Origin of the sequence: Bacteroides stercorirosoris (assembly GCF_900142015.1) — a bacterium.
GTDB lineage: Bacteria > Bacteroidota > Bacteroidia > Bacteroidales > Bacteroidaceae > Bacteroides > Bacteroides stercorirosoris.
The window spans coordinates 163693-178599 of sequence record NZ_FQZN01000002.1 but is presented as its reverse complement, the minus strand read 5'-3'; the positions used below and the strand labels follow the sequence as shown (position 1 = coordinate 178599).

6 protein-coding genes are annotated in these 14907 nt (G+C 42.2%); 5 read left to right on the top strand and 1 reads right to left on the bottom strand.

What is annotated here, in order from left to right; genetic code table 11:
• The first annotated feature begins 53 nt into the window (after positions 1-53).
• From BUC01_RS02245 to BUC01_RS02230, 4 genes are all read left to right on the top strand, one after another.
• Positions 54-1355 carry a pectinesterase family protein gene (locus BUC01_RS02245; protein ID WP_025830890.1) on the top strand — a complete coding sequence of 434 codons (1302 nt, stop codon included), beginning with the start codon at positions 54-56 and terminating at the stop codon, positions 1353-1355.
• Positions 1356-1607: 252 nt separating this feature from the next.
• Complete coding sequence (locus BUC01_RS02240) at positions 1608-4862, top strand: SusC/RagA family TonB-linked outer membrane protein (protein WP_025830891.1); 3255 nt, start codon at positions 1608-1610, stop codon at positions 4860-4862.
• 12 nt (positions 4863-4874) lie between these two features.
• Positions 4875-6956, top strand: a complete 2082-nt coding sequence (locus BUC01_RS02235; protein ID WP_073312588.1) for a RagB/SusD family nutrient uptake outer membrane protein — start codon at positions 4875-4877, stop codon at positions 6954-6956.
• 27 nt (positions 6957-6983) lie between these two features.
• Complete coding sequence (locus BUC01_RS02230; RefSeq protein ID WP_073312587.1) at positions 6984-8612, top strand: DUF5123 domain-containing protein; 1629 nt, start codon at positions 6984-6986, stop codon at positions 8610-8612.
• A 662-nt stretch (positions 8613-9274) separates the two neighbouring features.
• On the opposite strand, the gene BUC01_RS02225 is transcribed toward BUC01_RS02230, so the two are convergent.
• A complete protein-coding gene (locus BUC01_RS02225; protein ID WP_073312585.1) occupies positions 9275-13684 on the bottom strand; it encodes a hybrid sensor histidine kinase/response regulator transcription factor in 4410 nt (1469 codons plus the stop codon).
• Positions 13685-14175: 491 nt separating this feature from the next.
• On the opposite strand from BUC01_RS02225, the gene BUC01_RS02220 reads away from it, so the two are divergent.
• Positions 14176-14889, top strand: a complete 714-nt coding sequence (locus BUC01_RS02220; protein ID WP_025830892.1) for a hypothetical protein — start codon at positions 14176-14178, stop codon at positions 14887-14889.
• Positions 14890-14907 lie beyond the last annotated feature (18 nt).

Genomic DNA, 14907 nt, shown 5'->3' with positions numbered 1-14907 from the left:
TATGGATTTTACTTATTCATTCAACTCTTAATTCACATTATTAATATTTATATATGAAAAAGATAATAGTTACGATTTTATTTCTGGGCATGGTGTTAGGAGGAAATGCTCAGAACAGTTCATCCCCATATCAAGCAGTGGTGGCCCAGGATGGAAGCGGCGACTATACGAGTGTTCAGGACGCAGTGAATGCGGCACCGGAAAATCGCCGGGAACCTTGGCTGATTTTCGTAAAGAACGGTTCGTATAGGGAACAGGTTGTTGTTCCTCCGACAAAAACTTATATCCACTTGATCGGTCAGGATAAGAACAAGACAATTATTCATCATAATTTAAATGTCGGCGGAAAGCCGGAAGAAGGTATTGAACCCTCTAAAGCAGCCTTTTGGAAACATTCGGTACATAACCCGGCTTCCGAGGTTCATAAGTTTGAGGGTAGCGTCGTTTATGTAAAGGGGAACCATTTCTATACAGAGAACATCTCTTATATTAATGACTGGGGAGTGGATAATCAGAACGGTCCTCAGGCTTTGGCAATGAGCAGCCAGGCAGATTGTGCTTCGTTCAATAATTGCATTTTGCGGTCTTTTCAAGATACTTGGATGACTTCGAGAAATGATTCTCACCGTCTTTATGTGAAAGATTGCTGGATTGAGGGAGCCGTTGATTACTTTTATGGCAGTGGGGATGCTTTGCTTGAAAATTGTACATTATATAATGTACGTAGTGGTTCGGTAATCGTGGCTCCATCCCATAAGAATGTAAAATTCGGTTATGTATTCCGTAACTGCACAGTCGACGGTAATGCTCAGGCAGCTGACGGTAAGCAGAAACTGGGACGTCCATGGCACAATTCACCGCGTGCGATATATATCCATACTACTATGCGCATCCCTTTGGCACCGGAAGGTTGGACAAATATGGGGGCTATTCCGGCTTTGTTTGCTGAGTATGACAGTCGGGATGCCGAAGGCAATGTGCTGGACTTGAGCCAGCGCAAGACAGAGTATGACGGACGTGGGCCGAATAATCCGCCGAAAGGTTCTTGTCGGGCAACGATTACTAAAGAAGAGGCAGATGGCTATGTATACGAGCGTATAATTCCCGGAGATGACGGATGGAACCCGCGGACCATGATGGAAAAACTTCCTGCTCCCCGGAAACTGAAAAAGCAAGGTCTGAAGGTTAGCTGGAAAAATGTATCTGCTGCTGCCGGTTATGTAATCTTCGACGATGATAAGGTTATAGGTTTTGCCAAAGAACCGGCTTTTAATCTCGCATCTGATGTGAAAGGAACTTTAAAGATATGTGCTGTCAATCGTTATGGTTCGTTAGGAATAGAGAGCACTCTTTAATTGCTACAGGGTATTTGGATTTTGGAATCAGGAGTCCCGGGCTTGTATAAGTCCGGGACTCTTTTTATTCAAAACTGCTGTGTTTAAGGGGGTAATATAAATTTTACTCTCTTTTTGGATGATTTTACTCCTCCTTTCTTTATTGAATTAAGACTTTTGCATCCGAAAAGAATTAGTAACACTGGTTAAGTTAAGGAATGAAAAACTTGATGAAAAACATTGTGACTTATTGTTTAACTAAATAATACTATCATGAAACAGAAAAATGGAAAGATGAAGAGCAGATTGCTTCTGTTGGCATTCATGTTAATGGTGCCTATCGGGGTGTTTGCTCAAAGCATTACGGTAAAAGGTAATGTGACGGATTCGGAAGGAGAGCCGATTATTGGTGCCACCGTTATGGAAAAAGGTAAAAGCCAGAATGGAGTTATTACCGATCTGGACGGTAACTTTACTCTGAATGTATCCGGTAAAGGAAAGAAGATTGTTATTACGTATATCGGCATGAAAACGGAAGAGTTGGATGCTGTTGCCGGAAGAACCTTGAAGATTGTCTTGAAGGATGATTCGCAGGCATTGGATGAAGTCGTAGTGGTTGCCGTAGGTTATGGTAATGCGCGTAAGAAGGACTTGACCGGTGCTATTTCTTCAGTAGGCGAAAGTACTTTGAAGAATATTCCTGTTACTTCTGCTTCAAGTGCCATCACAGGTCGTTTGGCCGGTGTAAGCGTCATTACGTCAGAAGGTTCGCCCGATGCTACGGTCAGCATTCGCGTGCGCGGTGGCGGTTCTATCACGCAAAGCAATGAACCGCTTTTTATTGTAGATGGTTTTCAGGTGAGCGGTATTGATGATATTCCTCCTACGGATATTGAGAGTATCGACGTATTGAAGGATGCTTCTTCTACTGCTATCTATGGTGCAAAAGGTGCTAATGGTGTAATTTTGGTCACTACCAAGAGCGGCCGGGTAGGTAAGACGCAAGTAAGTCTGAACGCATCTCTCGGTTTCAACCGTTTCTATAATGAAACGGAAGTTCTTTCTCCTTATGAATATGTATATCTGCAAAGAGAATTGGACCCCGCAAAGAATGCTGGTTTCTTCGACCGTTACGGACAGTGGGAAGATATAGATATCTACAAATCTAAAGTAGGCAAGAACTGGCAGCGCGATTTGTTTGACAGAACCGGCTTGAAGCAGAACTATAACGTGAACATCAATGGAGGTAGTGAAGATTTGGTCTATAGTCTTAGCTACACGCATGATGATGAAACTTACATCATGCAGACTTCGCACTATCGTCGTGACAACGTCAACCTGAAGCTGAACAAGAAGTTCAATAAGAAGCTGAGAATGGACCTCAATGTAAAGATGTCCAATACTGCGATTGATGGTCCGAGCGTGTCAAGCGGTTCCAAACTGAGAGACTGTGTGAAATATCCGACTGTAGGGACTTTGACAGACCTTACCGACGAGGATTTGAGTGGAGACGATGGTATCATTGAAAACATCAGTAGCTTGAATGACCCTTATTTTAATATCGTGAATGAGTATAAGAAACAGACTAAATTCAATAACTCTTATAATGCAGCCTTGATATGGGATGTGATAAAGGGATTGCAATGGCGTGCTGAAGGTACTTATGGATTTAACTTCGATCGCACGGACAATCTCTATCTGAAGAATACGAGCAAGGCAAACCAGACTGCCGGACAACCTGTAGGTATCCGCGAATATTGGAATGGTCAGAACTGGGCCTTCCGCACTTTGCTGAACTATAAGTTAAAGGTGAAAGATCATAGTTTCGATGTAATGGGAGGTATGGAAGCACTTAGCTCCAAGAAGGACAAAATGCAGATTACTTCTGACTATTTTCCAAGTGATTACGGGGTGAATGATATCCTGTCTATGTGGAATAATGGTACATCAGAACCTACTTATACAACGATTAACGAACCGAGCCGCAGTTTGTCTTACTTCGGTCGTGCCAACTATATGCTTAAGGACCGTTATTACCTGACTTTCACGCTTCGCGCCGATGGCACCAACGTGTTTGCTCCGGGCAATAAGTGGGGAATCTTCCCGGCGGCTTCGGCTGCATGGCGTATGTCTGATGAGAAGTTTATGGAGGCTACCAAAGACTGGCTGTCTAACTTTAAGTGGCGTCTCAGCTATGGTAAGTCCGGTAATGCCCGTGTAGGCTCCTATTGGCGTCAGACTTACTCTCCGGTGACCAGCATTAAGAATCTTTATTATCAGAATGAGATTGGACAGAGCAGCTTACAGCCAAGTACGCGCTTACGCAACGAGAACCTCACGTGGGAGTCTAAATACTCTACGAATGTCGGCTTCGACCTGGGATTCTTTGAAAATCGTCTGAACCTTACTTTTGACTTCTATAATGATGTGACCAAAAACCTGATTATGGAAGTTCAACTACCCTCTAATGCCGGTTATAATACTCAATATCAGAACCTGGGGCAGACAACCAACCGTGGTGTGGAATTGACTTTGAATGCCAATCTGGTTAATACGAAAGATTTCTTCCTTGACTTCAATTTCAATATATCGTTCAATAAGAACAAAGTAGATGCTCTTTATGGAGCAAATGGAGACGTGATGATTCTTTCGGGAGGCGGTACGGAAGTGGGTAGTGATAACTATCGTGTATTCGTAGGAAAGGAAACAGGCTTGATGTATGGCTATGTAAGCGACGGTATGTATTCATTTGATGATTTCGATTTCGACCAGGCTACGAAGAAATGGGTGCTGAAGACTGTGACGGACGAAAATGGTAATAAGAAGAATGTGGCTCCCGACTGTTTCGGAGTGCTTTCCAAAGGTGGTGGCTATTATGGCCCTGGGCACATGAAACTAAAAGACTTGAACGGTGACGGTGTGATTGATGCGGACAATGACCGTAAGGTGATTGGGCGTGCATTGCCTAAGCACACTGGTGGTTTCAGCTTCAATGCCGGCTGGAAAGGATTCGACCTGGTTGCTATGTTCAACTGGTCGTATGGCAATGATATTCTGAATATGAATAAGATTGACTATACTTCTTATGTAGGCGCCAAGAGATATCAGAACATGAGCACCGAGATGAGCTTGGCAAACCGATTCACTACCATCGACCCGGTAACCGGTCTGAATATCTACTATGGTGACTATGCCGACCCCCAACGTCTTCAGGAAATCAATGCGAACGCTACTATCTGGCATCCGCTGATGAACAACTCTGTCACTACGGACTGGGCGGTAGAAGATGGCTCATTCCTGCGTCTGGGTACCTTGACTTTGGGATATACATTGCCGAAGATGCTCACAACGAAATTCGGAGTGAAATCACTGCGTGTTTATGCCACTGCCAATAACGTGTTCTGCTGGACTGCCTATAGCGGACAAGACCCTGAGGTAAACACCGGTAAGGCAATGACGCCGGGTTATGACCGCTCTGCTTACCCGAAAGCTAAATCATATGTTTTTGGTTTAAATCTAACTTTCTAAATTATTTTACTTATGAAAAAATACAATCTATTATACATACTGATAGCAGGAATGATGCTGTGTACTTCCTGCTCAGACTTTTTGGATACGGATTCGCCTTCCGAACAAAGCAAGGAGAACTTGTATGAAAATGAGGGAATGACAAGATCTGCGATAATGGGCGTATATTCGGAATTGGCCGGAACATATGTTTACGGGCAGAAGATGTCGGTAAACTGGCAAGGAGTTTCGGATATTGAACAGGCAAGCGGTTATCAGGAAGACCCGGCAACCGATAAAACGAGTGATTCGGGAGCGGCCAATTACTGGTGCGACTGGTATAATAAGACTCTGCAGTGGGGATATATCTTCAAAATGGCGGAATTGGCCAGTACGGCGGTAGATGGTATCCGTGCTTCAAAAGCCTTTAACAGTGGTTCTGTGGCAATGAAGCGCTACATGGGTGAGGCTTTGGTGCTTCGTTCTCTTTCATACTTTGAGCTGGTGCGTCGCTGGGGTGATATCCCTTTCAAGGAAGGTATGTCAAACTCTGACCTTTCCAACGTTTATATGGGGAAAATTAACCGTGACAGTATATATTCCTGCATTGTAAAAGATATGAAGGAGGCTATAGATTACCTTCCCTGGGTTGGTGAACTGGCTGATTATAATAGTGAACGCATCACTAAAGGCTTTGCTAAGGGAATGCTGGCCCGTATTGCTCTTTTTGCCGGAGGCTGGTCTGTGCGTGATGGCAAAGAGTTTCCCGCCGGTGCTAATGTAGAACGCTATCCCAATACGGAACAGAATCCGGGTATGGAAGAAGTCGGAGAATATTATATAGGCCGTCCAAGCAACTGGAGGGACTATTACGAGATTGCCGAACAACAATGCGCCGAAATAATCGGTGATCCGGAGAACCCTCATAAGTTAGACCCTGATTACGGAGATATCTGGGAATCTGTATGTGGACTGAAAGCCAATACTTATAATGAGAATTTGTTTGAGGTGGCTAATGGTGTAGGTTATAGCGGTGACATCGGTACCTTGATGGGACGTGCTATGGACGGTAACCTGGGCTATGGACAGCGTGGTTTCGGCGGTACTTATGTAAGTACTAACGCTTACTATTTCTATTCGTTCGATCAGAATGACAAACGTCGTGACTATGCTTGCTACTGGCCGGTTTATAAGAAGGACGGTACGGTAAAAGAAGTGATGCAGAATGATATCATGTCCGTGAGACTGGGCAAATGGTCTTTCTTCTGGACTGCCGAATCTTATCGTTCCATTGCACTGACGGCTACAGCCCGTACTCCGACAGGCATCAACTGGATTGTGATGCGTTATCCTGATATCCTTCTGATGTTTGCTGAGGCCCGTTATATGCTGGGTAAAGGTGAGAATTCAGTAAACGAAAAAGCCGGTATAAGTGCAGCCAAGGCTTTGGAAATGGTTCGCGAACGTGCATTCGGTTCAGGTTCGGAAGCTGTTATGGATTATAAAAAGGTAGATTTCTTTGATGCTATCGTAAACGAACGTGCATGGGAGTTTGGCGGTGAAGGCATCCGTAAACTTGATTTGATACGTTGGGGATTGCTCGACTCTAAAATAGAAGAGATGAAAGTAGCCATGCTCTATATGTTGGATGGCACTCATCCCATACAAATATTCGATAAGACGTATCAACCGGAAGACTTCCCCAACAAGCTTTATTTTAAATATGACAATAATGGGGAATTCATGGATTTCTCTTCTATTAACTTCTATACGAAGAGAGCCGCCAATCCGGACGAGAAAGTATATACGGAAGTGAAGTGGTTCCCCGAAATCTATTGGAATGTGAAGGAAACCGATGTAAACAAGGATCACAACTTGATAAAGAATGCCACCAAAATATTGGTTTGTGCTTCAGGTTTGAGAAAGTCTTATGATTATAGCCAATTATTGAGTACATTGAAGTATGGCTCTCTGATTCAGGATAGATTGAATGGTTATAAGATAGGCAACGGGGTTTGTAATTATCGTCACTTGTTCTCTATCTATTATGATGATATCTATAAGTCCAAAGGATATTTGTCCAACTCTTACGGATATGATAATAGTGCTCAATAATATGCTAATTATTAAAAGAATAAACTTATGAAAATTAGAAATTTCTATTATATCCTGCTGGGAATTCTTACGTTCTCGGTAGTGGCATGCGAAGAAGCTAACGAGTGGGGGGTAGATACCAGTCATGACAGACTGTTCCGTTCTACAAAGTTCGAAGTGAAAGAAACGAATCCTACTTCCGCTCTTCTGAGTTTCAGAGGGGTGACAAACGCTACAAAGTATGTGTTTGATTTCAGTGAAGGGGACAGCTTGCTCTTTAACAATATAGTATTTACCACAAATATTTTAGCAGACACGCTGACTGCCTACAACAAGGAGACTTCTGAGGTAAAGACGGAGTATCACGTTCTCTTTTTGAACTTGAATGGAACTACACGTTATTCAGTGCGTTTGAAGGCTGTTGATGAAAATACAGGAATGGAGTCGGGTTATGTGCAGTTGTGCTTTGACACTACGGACGAGCAGATCTTTACTACAGTCACTCCGGGAACCACCAATGTCTCTCTGAACTGGCAAGCTGATAAGAAGGCTACGCGTATTGAGTATGGCGAGCTGGTGAAGACAGAGATAGAGGGCGAAGAAGCTAAGACAGATACCATCTGGGCTACTCCGCATGAGCTTACGTCAGCGGAGCAACAAGCCGGAGAATTGGTGATCAATGATCTTAAACCGGGAACTAATTATATTACGTATATCCTGAATGAAAAGGTTCGTAGAGGCTCCTATAAATTCAAGACGTTAGGTTCATCTAAAGGTACAACTATTTCTGTAGGTGTAAGCGATGATATCAATGCCTTGCTGGCAGCCGCTCCGGCTGGTGACGTTACATTGTCGTTCACTGGCGGACAGACTTATGAGGTTGGTGAATTTACAATTCCCGAGACAGTTACAAACCTGTATGTATCCGGTAATGTTGTAAGTGGCAGAATGCCAAAATTGAATATGACCAAGTTCGTATTCTCTGCTCTTATGGATAACTTCTATGTACAGTATATGGATGTTGTGAGTGATGGTAAATCACAGTTCCTGATTGAACTTGGCGGTAAGACCGGGTTTAAGAACGTGAGCTTTGAAGGATGCAATATCAGCGAGATTCCAAGAAGCCTTATCCGGACAAACTCCGGTGACCTTGAAGTTGGGGCAATTGCCATCAGCAACTGTTTCATCAAGAATGTAGGCTTGAGCGGATACGGACTTTTGAACATCGGTAAGTTGAAGTCACTGAGCACTATTTCCATTACCAATACTACCATGTTGAATATCGGCGACCAGATTATGGATTTGCGTGTACAGACAGATAAGGTTACATTTACTCAATCTATCTTCTGTAACTATGACATCAATATGCCTAAGTTACTGCGTCTGGATAAGCAGCCGAAAGAAATTACCGTAACAGGGGTGATTTTTACAGGAGACAACAAAGGTGGTAAGATGAATTCCGGTAATAGTGACTATTCCAAGTATCTGAGTTTTGCCGGATGTTACCTGACTTCCGACTTCCAGGAGAATGATAAGAAGTTTACCGATGCCCAAATATTGAAAATCTCATCTGAAGAACTATTTGTAGATCCTAAGAACGGTGACTTCCACTTCAAACCGGAAGCTAAGTTTGAGGGTGACGGTAAAGTAGGAGACCCAAGATGGTGGACAAAATAACTTGATAGGTATTATTAGTTTCAGGATCAACGATCCTTTCTGAAGAGAAGAGGCTGTCTCCAATAAAATGAGAGACGGCCTTTTCTCATTTTGACACTTTGCTTTTTATGCATAACGAGAATGTGGTATTTCCGTCCCGGTGCAGGGAAGTACGAAAAGAAACGAATGAAATTTGGTATTTTGTTAATTGATAGCGTGATACATAAATACGTACAACTCTAATAAAAGAAAAACAGATGGTCTGTGCAGTGAAAACAGATGGTCTGTTTCCCATCTATAGACCGTTTGTTTCCCATCTATAGATGGTTCGTCTTCCATATGTAGATCTTTCGCGTCCCATCTATAGATCTTTCGCGTCAGATATAGAGTTCCTTGGTGAAAGAACTATAGCTCCCTTGCATAAGTATTGCATATGCTGTCTGCCTTATGCAGAAATCATGCATTTATATTCCGTAGATTATGCAACCGGACTCTGTTTCGAGTGTTTTAAGAAAAGCTTCTGTTAGTAAAAGACTTGTTTTGGTGGCTTTCTGCTCAAAATCAGGCCTCTTTTTTTGTACACTTCTTTTTTGTAAAGCATTGCTTGATAAATGGTTGCAAAAAATAAGTGTACAAAAATTGATTTGCCATTCTGATACTTTTTACTGATTTCCCCCTGCTTTTCAATGCTGGGTCTTTTCTTTATATTCCGAAGGAGTCATTCCCATCTGCCTCTTGAAGCACTTGCCGAAGTATTTAGGGTCATTGAATCCTGTCATATAAGCCACTTGTGAGAAATTGTATTCTCCGCTGTCTATCAACTGTACGGCACGCTTTATCCTTATCTCGCGTATGAAATCTACGGGAGACAAACCGATAATGGATTTCAGCTTTTGGTAGAATATGCTGCGCCCTAAATTCATTAACCGGGCAAATTCTTCAATCGTCAGTTCAGAGTTCTCCATTTGCTCTTCCATAACCTGCATCACTTGTTGCATGAACAACTCGTCTTGTGAAACGATTTTAGGTTGTGAAGGAATCAGTTCTGTTGTAGCCTTCGGAGTCTTTTCTTGTTTTTCCGACCACTTCTTCCAGAAAATGGCTTGTAGTTCTTTGCGCTGTTGCAGCAAAGATTTGATGCGGGTTTTCAAGTATGTCGCACTGAAAGGCTTGGTTATATAATCGTCGATACCTTGCTCCAAGCCCGAAATTCGGTCGTCCAACGACGATTTGGCCGAAAGCAATATGATTGGAATATGGCATATCTCCCAATTCTCCTTGATGTTTTTCACCATATCGAGACCGTCCATAACGGGCATCATGATATCACTGATAATCAAGTCCGGAGCATACTCTTGCGCACGTTCCAGTCCCTCTTGCCCGTTTGTCGCTTCAATGATCCGATAACTGCTTGATAAAATGTCCGACAGGAAGCTCCTTAATTCTATATTATCTTCTACAATTAAGATCGATACAGGCTCTTCCTCATCCGGGGGAGTACTATCTTCCTCATCGGTAGTTTCAACAATGACTGTTTCATCTGCCGGACCGGTTTGAGATGCTTTATCTGTCTCACTTTCCGCAGAAGCGGAATTGCCGTCATCCAAAATGAACTCAGCGTCTTCCCTTCCTTCATATACCTTTTGGTTCATGGGCAATATGACGGTAAATTCACTGCCATACCCAGGTTGGCTGTTTACTTCGATGCTTCCGGAATGTAGTTCGATCAGCTCTTTGGCAAGCGACAATCCGATGCCCGACGAAGGTTGCAGGATGTTGGATTTTACTAAAGTTTCGAAGCGCTGGAAGAGCGTTTGCTGCTTTACCGGATCAATGCCGATACCTTCATCTTTCACCGAAACGAAAAGTTTTTCACTTTCCACCTTGACACTAACCGTAATCGATTTATTGTTCGGGGTATATTTGAAGGCGTTGGACAGCAGGTTGAAGACAATCTTCTCAAATTTGTCCTGATCTATCCAGGCGCATATCGCTTCCTGACTGGTTTGTAATTGATAAGTAATGTTTTTCTCTTCAGCGATAAGCCGGAAGTTATCCATTACTTTCTGTAACAGACTGAGTATGTCTGTCTTTTCCAGCAACACCTTCATCTTCTTATTCTCTATTTTCCGGAAATCGAGTATCTGGTTGACCAGATGCAACATCCGCTCCGTATTTTTGTGCACCAGCGTCAGGTGTTTGCGGACGTTGGCTGAGATTGCTTCGTGCTCCAATACTTCAGTCACCGGACTGGTGATGAGTGTCAACGGAGTGCGCAGCTCGTGCGAGATATCCGTAAAGAAGCGCAACTTGATATTGGTCAGTTGCTGTTCGAGGTTTATCCGGTGGCGCAATCGGTAGATATAAAGAATGATGTAGACAATGGTTGCCGTAGATAAAATGAATAATATGGTGTAAAGCATCCATGCCCAGTAAGTCTCCCAAAAAGTGGGAAGTACGGTGATAGTCAGGACGCGCGCTTTCTCCATCCACACTCCGTCGCTGTTGGTGGAGCGTATCTGAAGTTCGTATTCTCCCGGCGGAAGATTGATGTAACTGGCCGAACGGCTATTGTCCACTTCATTCCAATTCTCTTCCAACCCCTTCAGACGATAGGCGTAACTGATAGATTCCGAATCTACGTAATCCAAAGCGGCAAACTGGAAGGTTACATTCCGTTCGGATGGCTTCAACCGTAATTCATCCAGGTCATTGATATGCAAGTCTTGTGAAGCTCCCTGTATCTTGAATCCGGTGAATACGATAGGCGGGGCATAACTGCTCTTTTTAAAATGTTCGGGAGTGATTCTGAGAATGCCAATGTCTGTTCCTAACATCAGTTGATGATTTTGATCTTGGACAGGAGCGGCCTCTGTGAAATAGAGTTCCTGTCGCGTATATTTCTTGTCATAGTATTCGAATGTCTCTTTTTCCGGGTCGAAGCGGGTAAGTGCATTCTCTGAAACAACCCATAAGCTGCTATCATTACCTTCTATCATGGATAGCACAAGATCGGATGGCAAACCATCCTTTGTTGTATAAGGTTTAAATTCAATGTGATCGCTCAGCATACTCTCAGAAAGAACCTTGTTGACTCCTCCGGTAAAGGTGAGCACATAAGTTGTCTTTCTGCTGTCTGTATATGCATAGGTCACATCATTGCTGCTGAGGCTGGACACAGTGTCGGGCGTACGTTGATTCTGATAAAAATGAATTTTCTCCGGCTGGTTGAATTCGCTGGCGAATGTTAGCAGACCTTCGGTAGTGCAAACCAAGATGGCCTGGTTTACTTCCGTAATATGGCGTACTTTTGAGAAATGTTCTTTAGGATATCCCTTGAGTTGATTACCTGTGTGTATGAAGCGGATTTCTCCCTCAGAGGTTTTCTCTAATAGATTCAGTCCTCCACCGTAACAGCCTATCCAGATATGTTTCATCTGATCTTGATAGATGCTGTAGATACTGTTGTGACTTAAACTGTACGCGTCGTCTGGCTGGTGAGTAAATTGCCGTATCTGGAAACGGTCATCACCGATTTTTTCCATTTGGAATAGTCCGTCCAGCTTACTCCCCATCCAAATGATACCATCCGCATCTTCCATAAAACAATAAATGTTCTTTTGGAAAGGGACAGGCTCCCGGCTGATTGTGCCCTCGGGGGCCAGATATCCTTTTAAGCTACCGTCCGGCAGATAAATGCGCACATATCCTTTTTTGCTGGCTGTCCAAAGGTTATTCTCTTTGTCTATAAACAGGGAGCGTGTTTCAAAACCGCTTCCGGTATCCATTGCTTGCAGGGAACATGCAGATGAAAAGAACGAAATTCTGGTAACATCCCAGTGATTACACGTCCAGAGGTTTCCCTGCTGGTCTAAGAAAGAGTTCAAGATCACAGGGCTGAACTTACTGTCGGGATTATTGTAGTTTGTATAATATGGCTTTAACTGACGGCTTCTCCGGTCGTAATAGCAAAAACCACCTTTATGGGGAATCATCCATAGGGTTCCATGCTGGTCTTCGAATATGAGATCACGGTTTGCACGTTCTGCTTTCGGAAGGTCTTCTTTGGGAGTCATGTAATGTTGTTTATCTTCTGTTGCCAGATTATAGCGTACTACTCCTAAAGCATTGGAGTACAACCATAATTCTCCGAAGCTGTCTTTGAACACGGACAGTACTTCAGGAGATGGATGGGTTGGAGTACGGGGGTCTATCAGTCTGTACTTCTTCTCATTCGCAAGGTAAATATATAATCCCTCGTTGCTACAAAGTCCTATGCTGTCCTTTCCGAGGATATGGACGGAATTAATGTTATTAGAGGATGGAAAAGGCATTTCATGGAATTGAAGCTGCTGCGTTTTGGGCAGATAGATTACCATCTGATTATTATTGGATAGCAGATATATATTGCCGTTATTCTCTTTGATGTTTTTGAATGGAATGTCCGATTCGATTTTCTTCTTGCCTATAATAGATATGCCTTTATCCGTCAATACCCATTCATCACCGTCACTATCTTGATGTACAGCGATGATTCGGTCGCCTTTCAGGTTCTTTTCTTTAAGACTGTAGAAGGTTATGCCTTCTCCTTCTTGTTTCTTATACGCGAGTTCGTCAATACGGAATGCTTCATGCTCGCATACAATCCAGCTTACACCTTTGGGTAAGGTATAAACGGTACGTACAATGTAAGTTTGTTGTCTTTCCGCTTCGCAAGGACTGAGAATGTCTATAAATTTCTCTCTGCGGCTGTCAAACAGGTAAATCCGTTCATCATAGGTCTGGCACCAGATGTCACCGTCCTGTGTTTGCGCTATCTTTCCTAAGCGGTTGCTGGTCAGTGTGCATCCGTCTCCGGGAAATGCCTTGTAGTTTTTAAAGGTATACCCATCGAACTTATTTAAACCATTCCAGGTGGAAAACCACATGAATCCTTTGGAGTCTTGCAGGATATCGGTGACGGACCTTTGTGCCAATCCGTTGTAAGCGGAAAAACGCTGGATTTGACAAATGGGCTGCGCAGTAGCTATGCAGGGGATAAACAAGAAAAGCAACAATAAATAATTGATTGGCGCTATAATGTACTTTTTCATGGTATGGACTGATTTGTTACTGTTGCGCAAAGATACGAATTATCCATTTTATCACTATGCATTCCGGAAGGAAATATGGATGTGGAATTATTAGGCAGCTATGTGGAATATTTGTTTTTCCACCCTGGTTTATGTGGGCTACAGTTGATTAGAAAGCTGTTTTTAAGCATTGTGGACACTCGTTTCCACCTATTGCGATAAAAATTCCCCCTTTTATCATATGATATTTTTGAATTTTGCAAAAACATTTTAAAGATGTTGTTGATATGAAAAACATGATGTTTTATTGCTCTATTGTTTTGATTACCGAAATGATAGATAAATCATTTTTTTTATTTCGGAAAATATAAAGGAGATTACTCTGGCTTTTGCATTGGAGAATCTTAAAAGTTATATATGAACATGAAAAATGCATCGGTCAATTGAAATGAGTATTTTACTATATATAAAGAGGGTACGCCTATTATTAACCATTATAAATTAATATTTTTATGAAAAACAAAAAATTAAACTTTTGGGGCTTAAAGCAAATATGTTGCTATACTCTATCTTTGGTTTGTTTTGCATTTTGGGGATGTTCTAATGAACTTCTTCTGATTGAGGAGGATAATTCCACAACAGGTGGAGTAAATACTCGTACTGAAGTATCGGATACTATAACAGTTGGAGGCAAACAATATGAAGTTCTTGATTATTTTAGCTTTATAACCACTATCGGATGTGTCTATGCTACTACTACATCGCATTTGGACATTAGAATAAGCTATCCTACTGTAAATTCGCAAGGTTTAATGGTTTATAAGGAATCTCAAGATTACTATAATTACAATTTTAGCGGTACTAATATTTATGAATGGTGTAATCCCATTGTATCTATAGTGGAGGATCAATTAGATATAGATGATAAGATATGTGTACCTGTTGATGGGTCTGATACTTGTTTATATCTAGATATAACGGCAAATGATGGTCCCTATACTTGGGGAGGAGAAAAAGAACATATTTGGATTAGGTATTATTTTACACATAAAGATTACAAATATAAATATCTTATGTTAGAAAATAGCAAAGATGACCCACAGCATTACAAGGCTCGTCTTGCTGTACCATTCAATTCTGCTGACGCTTGTGGGTATATATATTTAGGTGATGTTCGGATTTCAGACAGCTATGGAAATTGGGGACCTATGTATTTAGATTATTGAAAAAAGAGGAAATTAATT

Bases quoted from the DNA above. Each gene is read 5' to 3' on its own strand.
- BUC01_RS02230 (WP_073312587.1), top strand. From the start codon at position 6,984: ATGAAAATTAGAAATTTCTATTATATCCTGCTGGGAATTCTTACGTTC.
- BUC01_RS02235 (WP_073312588.1), top strand. From the start codon at position 4,875: ATGAAAAAATACAATCTATTATACATACTGATAGCAGGAATGATGCTG.
- BUC01_RS02245 (WP_025830890.1), top strand. From the start codon at position 54: ATGAAAAAGATAATAGTTACGATTTTATTTCTGGGCATGGTGTTAGGA.
- BUC01_RS02240 (WP_025830891.1), top strand. From the start codon at position 1,608: ATGAAACAGAAAAATGGAAAGATGAAGAGCAGATTGCTTCTGTTGGCA.
- BUC01_RS02225 (WP_073312585.1), bottom strand. From the start codon at position 13,684: ATGAAAAAGTACATTATAGCGCCAATCAATTATTTATTGTTGCTTTTC.
- BUC01_RS02220 (WP_025830892.1), top strand. From the start codon at position 14,176: ATGAAAAACAAAAAATTAAACTTTTGGGGCTTAAAGCAAATATGTTGC.